At 54.7% G+C, this 15,345-nt stretch carries 23 protein-coding genes and 1 tRNA gene; 11 read left to right on the top strand and 13 right to left on the bottom strand.

What is annotated here, in order from left to right; translation table 11 throughout:
• Nucleotides 1-14: 14 nt before the first annotated feature.
• Nucleotides 15-233, top strand: a complete 219-nt coding sequence (locus tag VGA14_RS07775; RefSeq protein WP_292639940.1) for a hypothetical protein — start codon at nucleotides 15-17, stop codon at nucleotides 231-233.
• A 21-nt stretch (nucleotides 234-254) separates the two neighbouring features.
• Here the strand turns inward: VGA14_RS07775 and trxA are convergent, their stop codons facing one another.
• Entirely contained in the window at nucleotides 255-683 is a 429-nt protein-coding gene (trxA, locus tag VGA14_RS07770; protein ID WP_331003189.1) for a thioredoxin, read from the bottom strand.
• A gap of 83 nt (nucleotides 684-766) precedes the next feature.
• On the opposite strand from trxA, the gene VGA14_RS07765 reads away from it, so the two are divergent.
• The 7 genes from VGA14_RS07765 (at nucleotide 767) to VGA14_RS07735 (ending at nucleotide 6,938) form a co-directional block, all read left to right on the top strand.
• Nucleotides 767-1,315 carry a nucleotide exchange factor GrpE gene (locus VGA14_RS07765; protein ID WP_331003188.1) on the top strand — a complete coding sequence of 183 codons (549 nt, stop codon included), beginning with the start codon at nucleotides 767-769 and terminating at the stop codon, nucleotides 1,313-1,315.
• 16 nt (nucleotides 1,316-1,331) lie between these two features.
• Nucleotides 1,332-3,164 (top strand): molecular chaperone DnaK, encoded by a 1,833-nt coding sequence (gene dnaK, locus VGA14_RS07760; protein WP_331003187.1) that lies wholly within the window; start codon nucleotides 1,332-1,334, stop codon nucleotides 3,162-3,164.
• A gap of 28 nt (nucleotides 3,165-3,192) precedes the next feature.
• Nucleotides 3,193-4,305 carry a molecular chaperone DnaJ gene (gene dnaJ, locus VGA14_RS07755; RefSeq protein WP_331003186.1) on the top strand — a complete coding sequence of 371 codons (1,113 nt, stop codon included), beginning with the start codon at nucleotides 3,193-3,195 and terminating at the stop codon, nucleotides 4,303-4,305.
• Nucleotides 4,306-4,331: 26 nt separating this feature from the next.
• Nucleotides 4,332-4,913 (top strand): archaeal heat shock protein Hsp20, encoded by a 582-nt coding sequence (gene hsp20, locus VGA14_RS07750; RefSeq protein WP_331003185.1) that lies wholly within the window; start codon nucleotides 4,332-4,334, stop codon nucleotides 4,911-4,913.
• A gap of 42 nt (nucleotides 4,914-4,955) precedes the next feature.
• Nucleotides 4,956-5,078 (top strand) — tRNA-Leu (locus VGA14_RS07745).
• A gap of 142 nt (nucleotides 5,079-5,220) precedes the next feature.
• Complete coding sequence (locus VGA14_RS07740; protein ID WP_331003184.1) at nucleotides 5,221-6,516, top strand: S8 family peptidase; 1,296 nt, start codon at nucleotides 5,221-5,223, stop codon at nucleotides 6,514-6,516.
• Nucleotides 6,517-6,707: 191 nt separating this feature from the next.
• Nucleotides 6,708-6,938, top strand: a complete 231-nt coding sequence (locus VGA14_RS07735) for a TRAM domain-containing protein (protein WP_331003183.1) — start codon at nucleotides 6,708-6,710, stop codon at nucleotides 6,936-6,938.
• Nucleotides 6,939-7,019: 81 nt separating this feature from the next.
• On the opposite strand, the gene VGA14_RS07730 is transcribed toward VGA14_RS07735, so the two are convergent.
• Nucleotides 7,020-8,357 carry a DEAD/DEAH box helicase gene (locus VGA14_RS07730; protein WP_331003182.1) on the bottom strand — a complete coding sequence of 446 codons (1,338 nt, stop codon included), beginning with the start codon at nucleotides 8,355-8,357 and terminating at the stop codon, nucleotides 7,020-7,022.
• A gap of 145 nt (nucleotides 8,358-8,502) precedes the next feature.
• Here VGA14_RS07730 and VGA14_RS07725 point away from each other — a divergent pair, with 145 nt between their 5' ends.
• On the top strand, nucleotides 8,503-8,727 hold the full coding sequence (locus VGA14_RS07725; protein ID WP_331003181.1) for a hypothetical protein: 225 nt from the start codon (nucleotides 8,503-8,505) through the stop codon (nucleotides 8,725-8,727).
• On the opposite strand, the gene VGA14_RS07720 is transcribed toward VGA14_RS07725, so the two are convergent.
• Together VGA14_RS07720 and VGA14_RS07715 are read right to left on the bottom strand one after the other, a co-directional pair.
• Nucleotides 8,724-8,933, bottom strand: a complete 210-nt coding sequence (locus tag VGA14_RS07720; protein WP_331003180.1) for a hypothetical protein — start codon at nucleotides 8,931-8,933, stop codon at nucleotides 8,724-8,726. The genes VGA14_RS07725 and VGA14_RS07720 overlap by 4 nt on opposite strands.
• A 234-nt stretch (nucleotides 8,934-9,167) precedes the next feature.
• Nucleotides 9,168-9,332 (bottom strand): hypothetical protein, encoded by a 165-nt coding sequence (locus tag VGA14_RS07715; RefSeq protein WP_331003179.1) that lies wholly within the window; start codon nucleotides 9,330-9,332, stop codon nucleotides 9,168-9,170.
• Between the two features lie 115 nt (nucleotides 9,333-9,447).
• Here VGA14_RS07715 and VGA14_RS07710 point away from each other — a divergent pair, with 115 nt between their 5' ends.
• On the top strand, nucleotides 9,448-9,699 hold the full coding sequence (locus VGA14_RS07710) for a hypothetical protein (protein ID WP_331003178.1): 252 nt from the start codon (nucleotides 9,448-9,450) through the stop codon (nucleotides 9,697-9,699).
• Entirely contained in the window at nucleotides 9,696-9,995 is a 300-nt protein-coding gene (locus VGA14_RS07705; RefSeq protein WP_331003177.1) for a hypothetical protein, read from the top strand. Before VGA14_RS07710 ends, VGA14_RS07705 begins: the two co-directional genes overlap by 4 nt.
• On the opposite strand, the gene VGA14_RS07700 is transcribed toward VGA14_RS07705, so the two are convergent.
• The 9 genes from VGA14_RS07700 to VGA14_RS07660 form a co-directional block, all read right to left on the bottom strand.
• Entirely contained in the window at nucleotides 9,976-10,221 is a 246-nt protein-coding gene (locus VGA14_RS07700) for a hypothetical protein (RefSeq protein WP_331003176.1), read from the bottom strand. The genes VGA14_RS07705 and VGA14_RS07700 overlap by 20 nt on opposite strands.
• Before the next feature lie 29 nt (nucleotides 10,222-10,250).
• Complete coding sequence (locus VGA14_RS07695; RefSeq protein WP_331003175.1) at nucleotides 10,251-10,391, bottom strand: hypothetical protein; 141 nt, start codon at nucleotides 10,389-10,391, stop codon at nucleotides 10,251-10,253.
• A gap of 27 nt (nucleotides 10,392-10,418) precedes the next feature.
• Nucleotides 10,419-10,805: an MFS transporter gene (locus VGA14_RS07690; protein WP_331003174.1), complete on the bottom strand. Its 387-nt coding sequence runs from the start codon at nucleotides 10,803-10,805 to the stop codon at nucleotides 10,419-10,421.
• Between the two features lie 127 nt (nucleotides 10,806-10,932).
• The gene (locus VGA14_RS07685; RefSeq protein ID WP_331003173.1) at nucleotides 10,933-11,964 is read right to left on the bottom strand and encodes a carbohydrate kinase family protein; all 1,032 of its coding nucleotides are present in this window, start codon (nucleotides 11,962-11,964) and stop codon (nucleotides 10,933-10,935) included.
• A gap of 54 nt (nucleotides 11,965-12,018) precedes the next feature.
• On the bottom strand, nucleotides 12,019-13,683 hold the full coding sequence (thsB, locus tag VGA14_RS07680) for a thermosome subunit beta (RefSeq protein ID WP_331003172.1): 1,665 nt from the start codon (nucleotides 13,681-13,683) through the stop codon (nucleotides 12,019-12,021).
• A gap of 55 nt (nucleotides 13,684-13,738) precedes the next feature.
• Complete coding sequence (locus VGA14_RS07675; RefSeq protein WP_331003171.1) at nucleotides 13,739-14,161, bottom strand: thioesterase family protein; 423 nt, start codon at nucleotides 14,159-14,161, stop codon at nucleotides 13,739-13,741.
• Between the two features lie 24 nt (nucleotides 14,162-14,185).
• A complete protein-coding gene (locus tag VGA14_RS07670; protein WP_331003170.1) occupies nucleotides 14,186-14,395 on the bottom strand; it encodes an MJ0042-type zinc finger domain-containing protein in 210 nt (69 codons plus the stop codon).
• Nucleotides 14,396-14,457: 62 nt separating this feature from the next.
• Nucleotides 14,458-14,580 (bottom strand): hypothetical protein, encoded by a 123-nt coding sequence (locus tag VGA14_RS07665; RefSeq protein WP_331003169.1) that lies wholly within the window; start codon nucleotides 14,578-14,580, stop codon nucleotides 14,458-14,460.
• Nucleotides 14,581-14,679: 99 nt separating this feature from the next.
• The coding region (locus VGA14_RS07660) for a DUF6602 domain-containing protein (RefSeq protein WP_331003168.1) at nucleotides 14,680-15,345 on the bottom strand (666 nt) is incomplete at its 5' end.

Raw genomic sequence — 15,345 nt, 5'->3', positions numbered from 1 at the left:
GGCAGTATCTCACCATGACAGCCATAATGTCGCTTCACACCGAAGCAACCAACAACAGCAACTTTACGACGGGCCAGAGCTGGGGCGCACTGAGAAAGGCATGGAAGGGATACCGCATTGCCAAGGTACAGGGCGATGCTGCAAGGATGAGGGAATACGCAGGCAAGATCCGCAAGATCCAGGGCGAGCTCGGCGTAAGCGTTGCCTCCTTTCCGCACCTAGGGATAAACTAGGCGCGGAAACTTCTCTTTTTTCTATCCGTATATTGAACCGCTTGAAAGCTGCTGCTTTAGTTTTGCCTCAATCGCTCCTTTTGGCATCGCGCCCACAATGATATCGACTGCTTTGCTGTTCTTGAAGACCATCATCGTTGGTATGCTCTGTATGCCAAACGAGCCTGCGATGCGGGGGTTCTCGTCGACGTTGAGTTTGCCGAACACCACCTTTCCTGCATACTCTTTTGCAAGCTGGTCAATGACGGGCGCGACGATCCTGCACGGCCCACACCACGGAGCCCAGAAATCCACGAGAATGACCGGATACCTCGCAACCTCGCCTGCAAAATTGGAATCGGTGAGGTGCACCGGCGCCGATATCGCGGACAGCGCGGCCCTTGCCTCAGCCGCCCTTTGGAGCGCGGCCATTTTCTTTTGCTTTTTCGCCTCAAGCTCGTCGTCGGACATGGCGTGAGGTTGGCGCAAAGTGCTATTATTCTTTTGGGCGATATGTAATTATCCGGCGTGGAATAATTCCCTGCGATCCCGGCATGGCTGACGATGAAAAAGACATCCAGGTGGAGGACAAGGACGTCGAGATAGAGAAGCTGCGAGGCGAGCTTCAGGCCGCCGAAGACGAGGCCGAAGGCTACCTGATCAAGCTCAAGTACCTCATGGCGGATTTCGACAACTACCGCAAGCAGGCCGACAGGCAGGTCATGGCAAGGGTCCAGGCGGGCAAGGCAGAGCTCTTGCTGAAATTCCTTGGCATACGCGACGACTACGAGAGGGCGCTAGACACCGCGAAAAAGAGCAGCACGCCAGAGGTGGCAGCCGGCCTTGAAGGGATACTGAAGAACATCGACTCGATGCTTGCAGGCGAGGGAGTGAGGCCGATTGAGGCGGTTGGCACTCCCTTTGACCCAAGCGTTCATGACGCGATCGCGTTTCTGGCAAGGGACGACGTTCCAGAGAACAGTGTGACTGCCGAGATAAGGCGCGGCTACATGTTGAGTGGCAAGGTGCTCCGGCCAAGCATGGTCGAAGTCGCAAGAAAGATAGTTAAAAATAGCGATGGCGCCAATAAGGCTACCGCGTAGTCAGAAGGCAAAAAATATGGGCAAAATAATTGGCATTGATCTTGGTACGAGCAACTCAGCAGCGGCTGCCATGATTGGCGGCAAGCCAACGATAATTCAGGCGGCAGAGGGCACTTCAGTGGGTGGCAAGGCCTTTCCCTCGGTAGTCGCCTTCACGAGGGACGGACAGCTTATCGTCGGTGAGCCGGCCCGCAGGCAGATGGTCTCAAACCCGGAAGGCACAGTCATCGCTGCAAAGCGCAAGATGGGGACCGATTTTAAGTTTAGGGTTTGGGGCAAGGACTACACACCCCAGCAGATATCGTCTTTCATACTGCAAAAAATAAAGAGGGACGCCGAGGCGTTTCTCGGCGAGCTTGTCGACAGAGCGGTCATCACCGTCCCGGCTTACTTTAACGACAACCAGCGCCAGGCTACAAAGGACGCGGGCGAGATTGCTGGCTTGCAGGTGGTTAGGATAATAAACGAGCCCACAGCCGCATCTCTGGCATACGGCCTCGACAAGTCAGACAGGGACCTGAAGATAATGGTCTTTGACTTTGGCGGGGGCACACTCGATGTCACAATAATGGAGATGGGCGGAGGCGTGTTCCAGGTCAAGAGCACTTCGGGCGACACCCAGCTTGGCGGGACGGACATGGACAACTTCCTCGTCGAGTATGTCGTCAACGAGTTCCGCAAGCAGTCGGGAGTGGACGTGAGAAACGACAAGGCCGCCATGATGAGGGTACGCGAGTCGGCGGAAAAGGCCAAGATAGAACTCTCTAACGTTGTCACAACTGAAATCAACCTGCCATTTTTGGCATACGACCCGGCGGGTCCCAAAAACCTGATACTCCCGCTGGCAAGGGCCAAGCTCGAGGATCTGCTGAGGCCGATTGTCGAGCGCTGCCGCCAGCCGATGCTACAGGCGCTCCAGGACGCCAAGATGACACCGCAGAACGTCGACAAGATCATCCTCATCGGCGGGCCCACGAGGATGCCTATGGTGAGGCAGCTTGTCGCGACCGTCATGGGCAAAGAGCCCGAGAGAGGTATCGACCCGATGGAGGCAGTTGCGATGGGCGCGGCTGTGCAGGGGGCAATCATCGCCGGCGATGTCTCGACGGACATACTGCTCGTTGACGTTACTCCGTTGACGCTTGGCGTCGAAGTGCTTGGCGGGCTGAAAGAGCCGCTGATAGAGCGCAACACCACGATACCGACCAAAAAGAGCAAGGTGTTCACAACAGCAGCAGACTACCAGACTGCAGTCACGATACACGTTGTGCAGGGCGAGCGCCCGATGGCTTCTGACTGTGTCTCGCTTGGCATGTTCAACCTCTCTGGCATCCCGCCGGCGCCAAGGGGCGTGCCACAGATCGAAGTCACGTTTGACATCGACGCAAACGGCATCCTCAACGTGGCAGCAAAGGACATTGCCACGCAGAAGGAGGCGAAAATAACCATCACCGCAAACAACAAGCTCTCCAAGGATGAGATTGAAAAACTAAAGAAGGACTCGGAGCAGTTTGCCGACGCTGACAGGAGGAAAAAGGAAGAGGCCGAGACGAGGAACGAGGCCGACAATCTTGTCTATGCAGCTGAAAAGCTAAAGCTGGACCTCAAGGACAAGATGAGCCCTGAGCAGCAGGACAGGATGGCCAAGGCAGCCCAGGAATTGCGCGACGCCATGGCAAGCAACAACATGGAAAGCGTCAAGGCCAAGGTTCAAGAGCTGAAAAACGTCCTTGCGGAGGTGAGCGCAGAGGCCTACAGGAGTGCAGGCGCGGCTTCGGCCGGCGCCGCAGCAGGGAACCCTGCGGGCGAGCCGAGTGCGCAGGCCGGACCGCAAGGCGCACAACCGTGATGACATTGGCAGTCCAAGGTGAGCTCTTGTGAGCAAGCGTGACTATTACGAGGTCTTGGGGGTCCAAAAGAACGCAAGCAAGGAGGACATCAAGGGTTCTTATCGCAAGCTGGCCCTGAAGTACCACCCAGACCGCAACAAGGAGCCCGGAGCCGAGGAAAAGTTCAAGGAGATCTCAGAGGCCTACGCTGTCCTTTCTGACGATGACAAGCGCAAGCGCTACGACACGTACGGCCGCGTGGGCGCAGACGAGGTTTTCCGCGGCTCGGAAGCAAACTTTGAAGAGGTCTTCCGTGACATGGGCTTTGGCGGCTTTCGGGATATTTTTGAGCAGTTCTTTGGCCGGAGCGGCTCTGCAGGCTTTGGCGGCGGGGACTTTTTTGGCTTCGGCCGCCGCAAGGGCCGCGACCTTGTCTACAACATGGAGTTGACGCTTGAAGACGTGCTCAGGGGCAAGAAGGAAGAGGTGGAGGTCCCACGCCTGGAAAAGTGCGACAGCTGCAGCGGGACCGGGGCCGCCGAAGGGACAAAGCCGCGCCGGTGTAGCGTGTGCAACGGACGGGGGCAGACCCAGCGCGTCTACAACCAGAGTCGGTTTTCCACCTTTGTGTCCGTAGAGCCGTGCAGGACGTGCCAGGGCAGGGGCGAAATAATCGACAGGCCATGTGGCACCTGCCAGGGCTCGGGTAAGGCGCGAAAGATGAACAAGCTGAAGATAGAGGTGCCGGCAGGTGTTGAGGACGGGATGGCGATGCAGGTGAGGGGCGGGGGTGAGGAATCGGAATCGGGCATTTCCGGTGACATGGTGGTGCAGATACACGTAAAACCACACCAGCATTTCGAGCGGCTAGACAGCGGCAACTTGCTGTACAAGCTGGACGTGAAGTTCACCGACCTTGCCCTTGGCTCCGAGTTCAGGATTCCTATGCTTGACGGCTCTGAAAAGCTGAAAATACAGCAGGGCACGCAGCCAGACTCCCTTATCCGCCTCAAGGGCAAGGGGCTTCCGCGCTACGGCTCCTCGGGCAGGGGCGACATGCTCGTGAAACTGAACGTCAGGGTTCCCGGAAGGCTGACTGACAGGCAAAAATCGCTCCTTAAAGAGCTTGAGCGGGAGTTTGAAGGGCACGAAAAACGCTAAAATAGAATGTTGGTAATCCTATCTACATGTCTTCACCTTTTGACGAATGGTTTGGAAAAAGACGCCGTTCATGGTTCCCGGATGTCGACGACATGATGAAGGAAATGGAGCGCATGATGCAGGAGGCGTTCAAGAACTTGGAGCAGCAGGTCCCAAAGAACCTTGTCAGGGAGCGCAAGCTAGAAGACGGCAGCACCGTCAGAGAGATGGGCCCCATAGTCTACGGCTATTCCGTCAAGATAGGCCCTGACGGCAAGCCCGAGGTCCGCAAGTTCGGCAACATCGACACGATGCCCCATTTGCTTGGCGGCGGACTGTCCGTGAAGGAGGAGCGCGAACCACTGGTGGATGTCATAAAGGGTTCCGAGGACGTTCGCGTCGTCGCCGAAGTGCCGGGCGTCAACAAGGAGGACCTCAGGGTGTCGGCCGACGAGGGCGCTGTCACTATCGAATCGGCGACGGGCTCGCCGCGCTACTACAAAAAAATAAACCTGCCTGACGCTGTCGACCCGAAGACAGCCAAGTCGACGTATAAGAACGGCATTCTGGAGGTATCTATCAAGCTGAAAAAGAAAGGCGACGGCGGCGTTTCCATCAAGATAGAGTAGTGCAAAACGATATTATTCTAGTCGCTAGATAGCACCCCCAAAGCGGGGGTCGCCCAGCCTGGTCAAAGGCGTGAGACCAGATTATCTGGCATGATGCTCAGATGTTCGACCGACTGGGACACCTCATTCCTTAGGGATTCGTGGGTTCAAATCCCACCCCCCGCACCTTCCTGACTATTTCATGTATTGGCATAAGATAACTTTCGCTTACGTTCACTGGCAAATTTCAGCGGATGCGCGAGGTAAAGGGTCTTCTATTAGACAATGAAATAGTGAACTTTTTATCACACCCGGCGGAACTAGTGGCGTGCCTATTCCCAACAAATCATCCAACTTCGCCATAATCTTGGGCTTGGTCGCGGCATTTGCTCTAATCACACAGACCGCAACGCATGTTTCTGCAACTCACCCTACTCAGGCCAATCAGGGCCAAACGGCGAATGAACGAATACCCAACCAATACATAGTTGTGCTAAAAGAGGGGAACCGAGTTGCACCACAGAATATAGCCGACGAAGCCCGAGAAAGGGGAGCAGAGGCAATCCATGTTTACGAGCATGCGATAAAGGGATTCACCATAAGAGGTCCTGACTCGGCCGTGCAGCACTTTAGAAACGATCCAAGAGTAGATTATGTTGAACAGGACCAGTCAGTGAAGAATTTTGCAAGGGATAATTTAGTACAGACGTTTGCGCAGATTCTTCCAACGGGTATAGATCGCGTTGATGCAGAACTCTCTTCTATAGCCGCAGGTGACGGAAACGTGGCTGTTGCTGTAGATATTGCAATCATCGACACGGGAATAGACCTCAAGCACCCAGACCTTAACGTGTTCATGCAAAAGACGTTTGTAAAGGGAACAAGGTCTGCAGATGACGACAATGGCCACGGCACCCACGTAGCGGGCACTGCAGCAGCCAAAGACAATAACGACGGCGTAGCAGGTGTTGCTCCCGGCGCAAAGCTATGGGCGGTCAAGGTCCTTAATAGAAGTGGATCTGGCTACATGTCGGATGTTATCGCGGGGGTTGATTATGTGACGCAAAAGGCTGACATGATAGAGGTTGCAAACATGAGTCTTGGATGCGAATGCACGTCGAGTGCCCTTAACACCGCCATTCACAACTCTGTTGCCGCAGGTGTAACATATGTAGTTGCGGCTGGAAACAGCGCCAAGGACGCTTCCACATTCTCACCTGCCAACCATCCAGATGTAATAACGGTATCAGCTATTGCTGACAGCGACGGCAAGTGCGGAGGCTTGGGACAGGCGACAACCTATGGAAATGACGACAGTTTTGCCGCCTTTAGCAACTTTGGTTCGACAATTGAAATTGCGGCACCCGGTGTGAACATCAAGTCAACATACAAGGACGACTCGTATGCATCAATGAGCGGAACGAGCATGGCATCGCCGCACGTAGCAGGTGCTGCAGGATTGTACAAGTCGGTAAATCCTGATGCATCACCTGCTGATGTGCGAAACGCACTTCTCTCTCAGGGAATACATAGCGGTACTGACTGCGACGGGAATGGTCACGGCTACTTTACTGGAGACCCTGACCAAATACCAGAGCCTTTGCTTTACGTAAGGACTCTCTAGTATGCAAGGGTGGCGACGGCTGCCCATTTTTTACGACGCACCTGTCTTGTTCAGACTGGATTCTGTAATTCCATCGTTGTAGGCGCACTCGAGTCGTCCATACTAGCAAAAACAAGCATAAGCCCTCACCTGCGCCCGCAATCCTATCATACACCATTTATATAGCAATAAAACAACAGCCAATGTAACGAATGTCATATGAAAGACGTGGAAGTGGCGGCTTCGGCAGCTATGGTCCAAAACCTGTGGAAACAGGCAAAGAATACGACGTGCAGATAACTGAAACAAGCAGACAAGGTGACGGCATCGCCAGAGTTCAGGGCTTTGTAATCTTTGTCAAGAACGGCAAAGTCGGCCAGAACACGAAGGTACGTGTCACAAACGTAGGTAGCAGGTTCGCTACCGCAGAACTGGTTCAGTAGGACGCAAATTACAAACCCAAAGTGGCAACTGCCTTCATCTGAAAGGAAAGTACCACGCTTTTTCTAATTCAACGTACAAGCTCATCTTTTGCGAAACTGCCGGCCGCCTTTTCCGTGCTGACGCGACTTTTTCTCCCAAAAGCCGCCCTGGCTGTGCGGGCCTGCTCCGGGCCCTGCCCCGGGCCCTGCCGGCCTGCTGCGCGCAAACGGCGTCTGCTTTTTCCATTTCCTGCTGCTGGCGCCCCTGCTATGAAAACCGTGCCCACCCTGCCTGATGGCCGGGACCGCAAGGCCCATCGACTCGTTCAGCATCTTTACCGGGAGCTTTGTCCTGCGCAGTATCCTTTCAAAGTCTGAAAACCTGTCAGGGGTGACAAGCGTCACGGCGCTTCCTTTCCCGCCGGCCCTCGCCGTCCTGCCGATACGGTGGAAATAGGTGTCCTGCTCTCCCGGGACGTCGTAGTTTATGACGTGGCTGACTGCCGGGACATCTATCCCCCTTGACGCGACATCGGTAGCCACAAGTACCGCGTCGGCGCCTTTCCTAAACCTGCCCATCACCATGTCCCTTTCCTTCTGGGTCAGGTCGCCGTGTATCGCAGAGGCCCGAAATCCCGAGCCCTTCAGGCTCGACGCAAGCTTGTCCGCCCTCCTCTTCGTCGCGGCAAAGACTATGACCTGCTGCTCCCTGTGCGGGCTGATGATCGCCACAAGCTGGTTCAGCTTTTGCCGCTCTTCGACCATCAGGTAGGACTGGTCGATGCTGCTAAGCGAGGCTTCCTGCATGTTGAGCCTGACCTCGCGAACGTCACCTTTCATGTGCTCCCTTGCAAGCTTTAAAATCTCGGCCGGCATCGTGGCACAAAACAGCATCGTCTGCCTGCCGCCCTTACCCGCCTTTGACAGGATGAACCTGATGTCGTCGATGAAGCCCATGTCAAGCATCCTGTCCGCCTCGTCGAGCACCACGAACCTGACTCCATCAAGCCTCGCCGTGCCCTGCTTCAGGTGGTCTATGAGCCTCCCCGGCGTCGCCACCAGAACCTGCGCGCCCTTTCTCATCAGGCCGGCCTGCAGGCCAAAGCTCTGGCCGCCGTAAACCGAGACCGCGCTAATGTTGGAATACCTAGCGAACTTTTGGACCTCCTTTGTAACCTGCATCGCAAGCTCCCTGGTGGGCACGAGTACGAGGGCCTGCGCCAGCCTGCTATCCGGCTTTATCTTAGTCAGCAAGGGGAGGACAAATGCCGCCGTCTTACCGGTCCCTGTGTGTGCCTGACCTATGACGTCCTTGCCTTCAAGTATTAGAGGTATCGTCGCCTCCTGTATCGGAAAGGGCTTTTCAAACCCGTTTTCTGCAAGCGCTCTCTGGACCTTCTCATCAAGTCCCATTTCCCTGAACGTTTTTCCTTCTGTCATCTATGATTTTCTCGCAATACAAAAGATACGGAAGTGCCACAGCCGCCTAACAAACCTGCCGCAAGTCTTGTTGTATGTAGCCATGACGGGCCGCTGGGGATATAAACCGTAAGCCTTCTAAGGTACGCGATGTCGACCTACCAACATGGTTGAAGACACAGAAGAGGAAAAAGTCTTCCGGGCTTTCTATGCCAGCGAGCTCAGGAAGATGAAGCAGGATTCAGGAATGGATCAGCTGGGAGAAGAAAGGAGAAGGGTGAACCAGCAAGCTATGAAGACTCCAGGCAGGAGGGGCGAGCAGATAAAGCACGAAGAGATAGACCGGGAAATAGTCCGGCGATACAGGCTGGTGCGCAAGGGTACGTTTTAGGGGCGCTCTTCGGAAGAATCGAGCATCTGTTTGCTTCTCTGCTCCTTCACCTTTGTTTGCGTCATTTTCTGGTGGGCATAAAAGATGCCGTGGTCACGCTTCAGGTGGCTCAGAAAAGCTACCCCATCGTTCATGTTATCCCTGACTATGAGGTCGCGCCCGCAATAGCTGCACTTTATGAGATGCTCGTCCAGCGCTATGCCCAACAGCATTTCTCCGCAAGGCGGGTATAAAGTCATGCCGCCGGGACGACATTAAGTTATTATTTGATGAAATTCAACTGAAACCTATGTTTGAGCCTTCGGTTTTTCTGGCAGCCTTCCCGTACCTCTTTATCGCCGCCTTTCCGCTCCTTGGCATCGCCATCGTCACAAAATGGGTCTACAACGACAGAAAGTCAGAAAGAGTCAGCGCCCGACGCGGTCGTTCTTTGACAACGCCTAGCTCTTGACGACCAGTTGACCTTTCATCCCCTCTTCTGAATGGATGGTGCAGTGATAGTCAAACACGCCCTCTTCAGGGAGCAATCCTGACTGCATGAGGGCGGTCCCGCCGGCCACGAAAATGGCAACGACGACGGCAAGGGCGAGGAACTCCCTCTTCAACAGCCATGCAAGCGCTAAAACTTGCTATATACCATGTGGGGTACGGGCCGAAACTGCCAGGAGGAGAACAAGCCGGCGAACACCATTTTAATATTGAGTGGTGGCATAAAATGCGATGAGCTCAATTGCAGTCGAATATTATGACAGAAAGTTTGGCGATAATGTGTCTGCCGCTTTCATCCACCTCGTGAGGGAAATGGGAGAGATAGCCTTTGCAATGGAAAATAACAATGCCGAACATGCCAAGTTGGAGATGACAGAATCAGTCGCGCTCTTGTACTTCCTTGCGTCAAAGTACGGCTTTGACGTCGGGGTAAACATGCAGTCAGTGTATTCCAAAAAGCTGGACGCGCTCAAGGCCAAATGACAGGGCTCCGGCAGGACCTTGACGCCATCTCTGGCATACTGCACGACACGTTTGAGATAGAGGCGTTCAAACGCAACTACGACATGGCGTTTGCGCAAATAGCAGGCATCCTGGGCCGCTACGGCATCGAGGAAAACCCGCGGAACCTGCGGTTTCGGTTCATCCTGTGCATGCAAGAGTTCTTTGACGGCATACCGCAGGACCAGTGGCACGTCAAGGACCCTGCGTTTGTCAGGCAGTCCGAGGGGTTCGCAATTTCCAAGTTCCGCGAGTGGATCACCGAGCAGGTGACCTAGACTTTGCCACCCATGCTTCATACATCTTTATCAGTTCGTCCACGTCACCCTCGCTCTCAGAGTACGTGACGATTACCGCAAAGTTGCCCTTGCTGTCGTGGCCCCTTGCGTAATATCCCCAGTACTTGTCCGGGAGTCTTGCAAAGTTGTCCTTGGACATGGCAACGCCGGCGAGGTTCTTTGCCAGAGCGTCAGCAACCCTTACCGCATCTTGCGCTTCAATCATGGCAATTTTCTCCACGCAGGCGATTTAAACTACTTGGCTGCCTGGAGGTCAACCTCTGGGTTGGATACGCCTGCTGCGCGACGCAACACAATCGCAACCGCGACCGTGGCAAGGGCCATGGCAGCCGCGGCGAGGAATATCAAGCTGTACGAATCTGGCGAAGGGAACATGTCTCCACCCACAGCTATCTGGTTTGTCTACATGAACATGCAAGCCACCGCTGGTCCGATGGACGCGCCTGCAAGCCTGAATAGCGTGTTCATGCCAAACGAGACGCCGGCAAATTGCGCAGGCGTGTCATACACTTTGACGAATTTGCCAATGATTGCGACAAGCGTGAGCGCGATTGGCGCTATCGGGTAAAAGGTGGCGCGCCAGCCAAACTCGTTGATTATTGTGCCTCCTGCCAGGAGCCCTATAACCCCTCCAAACGCGAACATGGAGATGAGCATGCCCTGTGCTATCGGGAGCTTTTCCTTCGGGAATTGCTCGCGCACTATGCCAAACACTATGGGAAAGAACGCGATGCCTATTCCCTGCACGGCCCTGGCCGCGACCATTGTGTAGATGTCAGCACCCTCCACGGCGACCCTGACTTTCCCCTCGGTTCTATCTAACGCACCACCTTGCGCACATTACATAACTAATCCAGGTAGTATGCCAGAACTTGATTGGAAGCAAGAAGGCTATTTGGTAAGGAAACGGCTATCGTCACCGGACGCGCTCGATGAGCTCGAAGACCTTGTTCATCGTGGGGGGCTCGCCGGACGCCTCGCGCACGAAGAGAGACGCGGCGGCGTTTGAAAACATCAGGCGCTCCAGGGGTTCTAGGCCCGCGAGATAGCCAATGATGTCAGCTGCGTCCCAAACATCGCCGGCGCCGGTCAGTATCTTGGGTTCCACCCTGACTGCGTGCACAAATTCTACTTCCCTGCCGTTTGACCACGCCGAGCCTATGCGTGTGTGCAGGTCGGTGGTGACGCCAACGCTTTCGGCAATCTTCCTTGCCGCCGCCTTTACGTCGTCCGAGCCGTAAGTGCTGCCGAGCGGCGCTTCTAGGCCCAAAGCTTGGGCAAGCTGGCCGCACTCGTTCTCGTTCATACTGAGGCAGTCAGTCATTTCCGCCAGTTTGAACAGCGCGTCGCGAAACTCCTCCTTTCTCGTGGCGATGTCTGCCGGGTCGATAAAGTGCATGGCGCTTGGCGAGCTCTTGAACACGTGCTCGGCAAGCTCCGTTCCTTTCTTGTTGCTAGCCCAGTTGACGACCATCACCGCGTCTGCGTTCTTCAATATCGACAGGTCCTCCTGCGAGCTCAGCCTGTTTGGGCCGAACTGCTCGTTGTCGCCGACGTCGCTCACCATCACGTTGACCTTGTAATCATTATGGGGGAACTCGAAAGAAGTGGTGCAGCCGTGCCTACCCGGCAGTATCCTCAGCGTTGTAGATTCGCCAAACTGCGAGAACGACTGCCTTATCATGGCGGCTCCTATCTCGTTTGCCGCCGTAAAGAGCGAAACCTTTGCGCCGAACTTGGCAAGCGCGTAGGCGACGTTTACGGCGTTCCCGCCCCTGATGTCAGTCGTGGGCACGCCCCGGATGCTCCCGCCGCCGTTCCTAGCCTTTTCGTCAAGAGCCGCAAGCAGCTTTTCCGCGGACTCGATCCTGATTATGCGGTCGACGAAAAAGTCGGGCATCACCGCAATCGAGCCCAGAGCCTGAAACTGCTTCAGCTTTTCGATCATCAAAACGTGTGCAATCGCGCGGTATTTGTACTTTGCAAAAAGTAAGGGGGATGGTTACTCCATGCCCATACCGCCCATTCCACCCATGCCTCCCATACCGCCGCCCGGCGGGCCGGCAGGCATCCTGGACTTGTTGGCGGCGATCACGTCGTCAATCCTCAGGATCATGCACACAACCTCGGTCGCAGACTTGATTATTTGCTGCTTTACAACGAGTGGCTCGAGCACGTTCTGCTTGTACATGTCCGTTACGTGGGTGTTTCTTGCGTCAACTCCCGTCCATTTTGCGCCCTTGCTTTGCTTTGCGCGAAGCTCCGTCATGGTATCTATAGGGTCCATGCCGGCGTTCTCGGCCAGGTTGAGCGGGATCGCGTCAAGGGCCTCTGCAAATTTCTGGACTGCAAGCTGCGCGCGGCCTTCCTGGCTTGACGACCAGTGGCGCAGCTCGTTTGCGATGTAGGCTTCTGGCGCGCCTCCGCCTGCAACTATGGCCGGCTTTTCGAGCACGTCTTTTATGACCATGAGCGCGTCGTGCAGCGACCTGTCGGCCTCGTCTACCACCCGCTGGGAGCCTCCGCGCACTAGTATCGTGACTGCCTTGGGGTTCCTGCAGCCCTCAATAAAGACCCACTTGTCAGTCTCTACCTTGCGCTCTTCTACGAGTTCGGCAGATCCTAGGTCCTTTGCCGTCAGGTCGTCTAGGTTGTTAACAATCCTTGCGCCGGTTGCGCGGGACATCTTGGTCATGTCGCTCTCCTTCACCCTGCGCACCGCAATCACGCCTGCCTTTGCGAGGTAGTGCTGGGCAATGTCGTCGATGCCCTTCTGGCAGAGGAGCACGTTTGCTCCCGAGCCTTTCACCTTTTCGACCATGGCTTTCAGCATCCTGTTCTCTTCTTCTAGGAACATCTGCATCTGGTGCGGGTCGGTTATGCGGATTTCTGCGCTCATCTCCGTTTTTTCGATTTCAAGCGCGGAGTTGATGAGAGCTATCTTGGCTTTCTCTATGCGCTTTGGCATGCCTGCGTGGACGACCTCTTTGTCAAGCACGATGCCCTTGATGAGCTTGGTGTCGTGCATAGAACCTCCTGCCTTCTTTTCAACCTTGATGTTGTCAAGGTCGACCTTCAGGCCGTCGTCGGCCTTTTCGGCTACCTGCTTTGTCGCGTCGACCACTATCTGCCCCAAAAGCGGGCTGTCGTCTGACACGAGCTTTGAGTCCATGCTGGTCCTTGCTATCTTCATGAGCAGATCCTTGTCGGAAACGTCCACGTTGACAGCTATCTTCTCGAGCAGCTTCAGCGCCTGCTCTGCAGCCGCGTTGTAGCCGTCGACAATGACCGACGGGTGGACGTCCTTATTTATCAGCTCCTCAGCCTTTTCAAGCAGCGCGCCGGCAAAAACTACCGACGACGTCGTGCCATCGCCGACCTCGTTGTCCACTGATTTCGCGACCTCGACCATCATCTTGGCCGCCGGATGCTGCACGTCCATCTCTTTGAGGATGGTTGCGCCGTCGTTAGTTATCGTGACATCGCCGAGGTTGTCCACGAGCATCTTGTCCATGCCCCTGGGCCCAAGCGACGTCTTCACTATCTCGGCTATCAGCTTTGCTGCTGTGATGTTGTTCCTTTGCGCCTCCCTTCCCTTGCTCTCTTTTGTCCCTTCTCTCAGGATTAATACTGGCATTCCGCCAGCTGTGGTTTGAATCGATGCCATACTATCAGTTCACCTTAGAACAATTGGGGATTTCCTTGATTCTCATATATGTTTTTCACATTTCAAGCCTGCGCGCCTTCTCGTCGAACTTGGCCCTGAACTTGGGCACGTTTATGATGAACCTCTCGTGCCTGCCCTTGCCCACCTTCTCGAGCCTGTCGCTTGCCTCGACCTCGAACGTGACCCGCCTACCGTCCACCGAGACTAGGGTGGCCTTGAGGAATACCTGCGCGCCCACCGGCGTGGCCGCCAGGTGTTTGACGTCGACTATGGTGCCGACCGAGTCCCACTCTTGCTCTGGTATCACCTGCTCCTTGAGCAAAAGCCGGCATGTCTCTTCCATCTCCATTATCATGGCCGGCGTCGATAATACATTTTCACCTTCCCAGAGAAAGCTTGTCGTCATGTTCGAGCCGACTGTTATCTCTCTCTCCTTTGTGGATCCGACCCTTAGCTTGGACACAAAATCTGCGCACATCTGGGATTTCTCGGGCAATCTTCCTTAAAACCTGTGCCGGCGCTCGTCCACTTTGTGCTCCTTCTCTTCCTTTACGTGATGCAACCTGTCTTTTTCATGGAGGAAAAGCTTGCCGCAGCCCGAGCATTTCACGACGCGGTGCTTGTGGGCGTCCTGGGCGTGGGTCACAAGCTCGCCGTAGCTCTTGAACCTGGTGTGGCATTCCTCGCATTCGTGCTTGCTAAAGAGGCCCATGCAAGGCTATACGCAAAGTGTGCTAAAAAGGTGACTGAAAAAGAAAGGGTAGCGACCCCGCCTTACCTGCTGCGCTTCATGCTTGAGGCGATGGCATAGGCCAGGCCGACGATTAGGCCAAAAGCCAGCGGAATCCATACCGGGAAAGCAGCCGGATCGATCTGTCTGAACAGAGCTTCGAACATGCCACATGGTTGATAGCACAAGTATATTAGATTTTCTAAAGCAGGTACCGTCACGTTGGCGGGTGATACATCTCCCTGTAACATGGCGGGTGACGCAGCTCAAGTTTCGGAGTGATTTTCAGCCGCTCTAGCCAATCCTGCCAGGTACGGCTCCCAGTCAAGAATGATATGAGGTGAGAGTGTTGAAATATGCTGAATACGAACGAGCATGCGGAAGAGCATAAGACCCCCGAAATATGGATTATTCTTTTCCCACCGGCGAACTTGATTTCTAATGATTTCTCCTGTTATTAAGGGAACACCCCGCTGGCCAATCACTTCGATATAGTGCGAGTTGTTCACAATGACGAGCCCCGGCAATTGAATGTCTGCAAGCTTTCTTTCCTTTGCGTATTCGCGCATGTGGTCGTAGATGGTCTTGGATCCAAGACCACGATATGCAAAGATTATCCTCTGTGGCAATTGTTGTACCATTTCTTTCGGATTTTCAACTTGGCCCGACATAGCAAGATTTTTGAGGGGAGGCAATGATGCCAAGTTATCCATGCAATCGATCAAGGCGTCTTTGTCCAAGAAGGATTTGACAGTAATTACTGCTGCGCAACCATCTATAGAGTTGAATGACTTGCCGGATGTAATTTCATTCTGAAATTGCAATGTTCCATCGTTTGTGATGATTATGTCGATCTGCTTAGACTCGTTGCCCTCGGAATCAAATACAAAGCCGCCTTTCACGACACCACACCTAAGTGGTATGTGCCGACT

Origin of the sequence: Nitrososphaera sp. (assembly GCF_036397675.1) — an archaeon.
In the GTDB taxonomy this organism is placed as follows: domain Archaea; phylum Thermoproteota; class Nitrososphaeria; order Nitrososphaerales; family Nitrososphaeraceae; genus Nitrososphaera.
The sequence above is the reverse complement of the archived record's forward strand: the minus strand, read 5'-3'. Positions and strand labels throughout refer to the sequence as shown.

Bases quoted from the DNA above. Each gene is read 5' to 3' on its own strand.
- VGA14_RS07775 (WP_292639940.1), top strand. From the start codon at position 15: ATGACAGCCATAATGTCGCTTCACACCGAAGCAACCAACAACAGCAAC.
- trxA (WP_331003189.1), bottom strand. From the start codon at position 683: ATGTCCGACGACGAGCTTGAGGCGAAAAAGCAAAAGAAAATGGCCGCG.
- VGA14_RS07765 (WP_331003188.1), top strand. From the start codon at position 767: ATGGCTGACGATGAAAAAGACATCCAGGTGGAGGACAAGGACGTCGAG.
- dnaK (WP_331003187.1), top strand. From the start codon at position 1,332: ATGGGCAAAATAATTGGCATTGATCTTGGTACGAGCAACTCAGCAGCG.
- hsp20 (WP_331003185.1), top strand. From the start codon at position 4,332: ATGTCTTCACCTTTTGACGAATGGTTTGGAAAAAGACGCCGTTCATGG.
- VGA14_RS07735 (WP_331003183.1), top strand. From the start codon at position 6,708: ATGTCATATGAAAGACGTGGAAGTGGCGGCTTCGGCAGCTATGGTCCA.
- VGA14_RS07730 (WP_331003182.1), bottom strand. From the start codon at position 8,357: ATGACAGAAGGAAAAACGTTCAGGGAAATGGGACTTGATGAGAAGGTC.
- VGA14_RS07725 (WP_331003181.1), top strand. From the start codon at position 8,503: ATGGTTGAAGACACAGAAGAGGAAAAAGTCTTCCGGGCTTTCTATGCC.
- VGA14_RS07710 (WP_331003178.1), top strand. From the start codon at position 9,448: ATGAGCTCAATTGCAGTCGAATATTATGACAGAAAGTTTGGCGATAAT.
- VGA14_RS07705 (WP_331003177.1), top strand. From the start codon at position 9,696: ATGACAGGGCTCCGGCAGGACCTTGACGCCATCTCTGGCATACTGCAC.
- VGA14_RS07700 (WP_331003176.1), bottom strand. From the start codon at position 10,221: ATGATTGAAGCGCAAGATGCGGTAAGGGTTGCTGACGCTCTGGCAAAG.
- VGA14_RS07695 (WP_331003175.1), bottom strand. From the start codon at position 10,391: ATGTTCCCTTCGCCAGATTCGTACAGCTTGATATTCCTCGCCGCGGCT.
- VGA14_RS07685 (WP_331003173.1), bottom strand. From the start codon at position 11,964: ATGATCGAAAAGCTGAAGCAGTTTCAGGCTCTGGGCTCGATTGCGGTG.
- thsB (WP_331003172.1), bottom strand. From the start codon at position 13,683: ATGGCATCGATTCAAACCACAGCTGGCGGAATGCCAGTATTAATCCTG.
- VGA14_RS07675 (WP_331003171.1), bottom strand. From the start codon at position 14,161: ATGTGCGCAGATTTTGTGTCCAAGCTAAGGGTCGGATCCACAAAGGAG.
- VGA14_RS07670 (WP_331003170.1), bottom strand. From the start codon at position 14,395: ATGGGCCTCTTTAGCAAGCACGAATGCGAGGAATGCCACACCAGGTTC.
- VGA14_RS07665 (WP_331003169.1), bottom strand. From the start codon at position 14,580: ATGTTCGAAGCTCTGTTCAGACAGATCGATCCGGCTGCTTTCCCGGTA.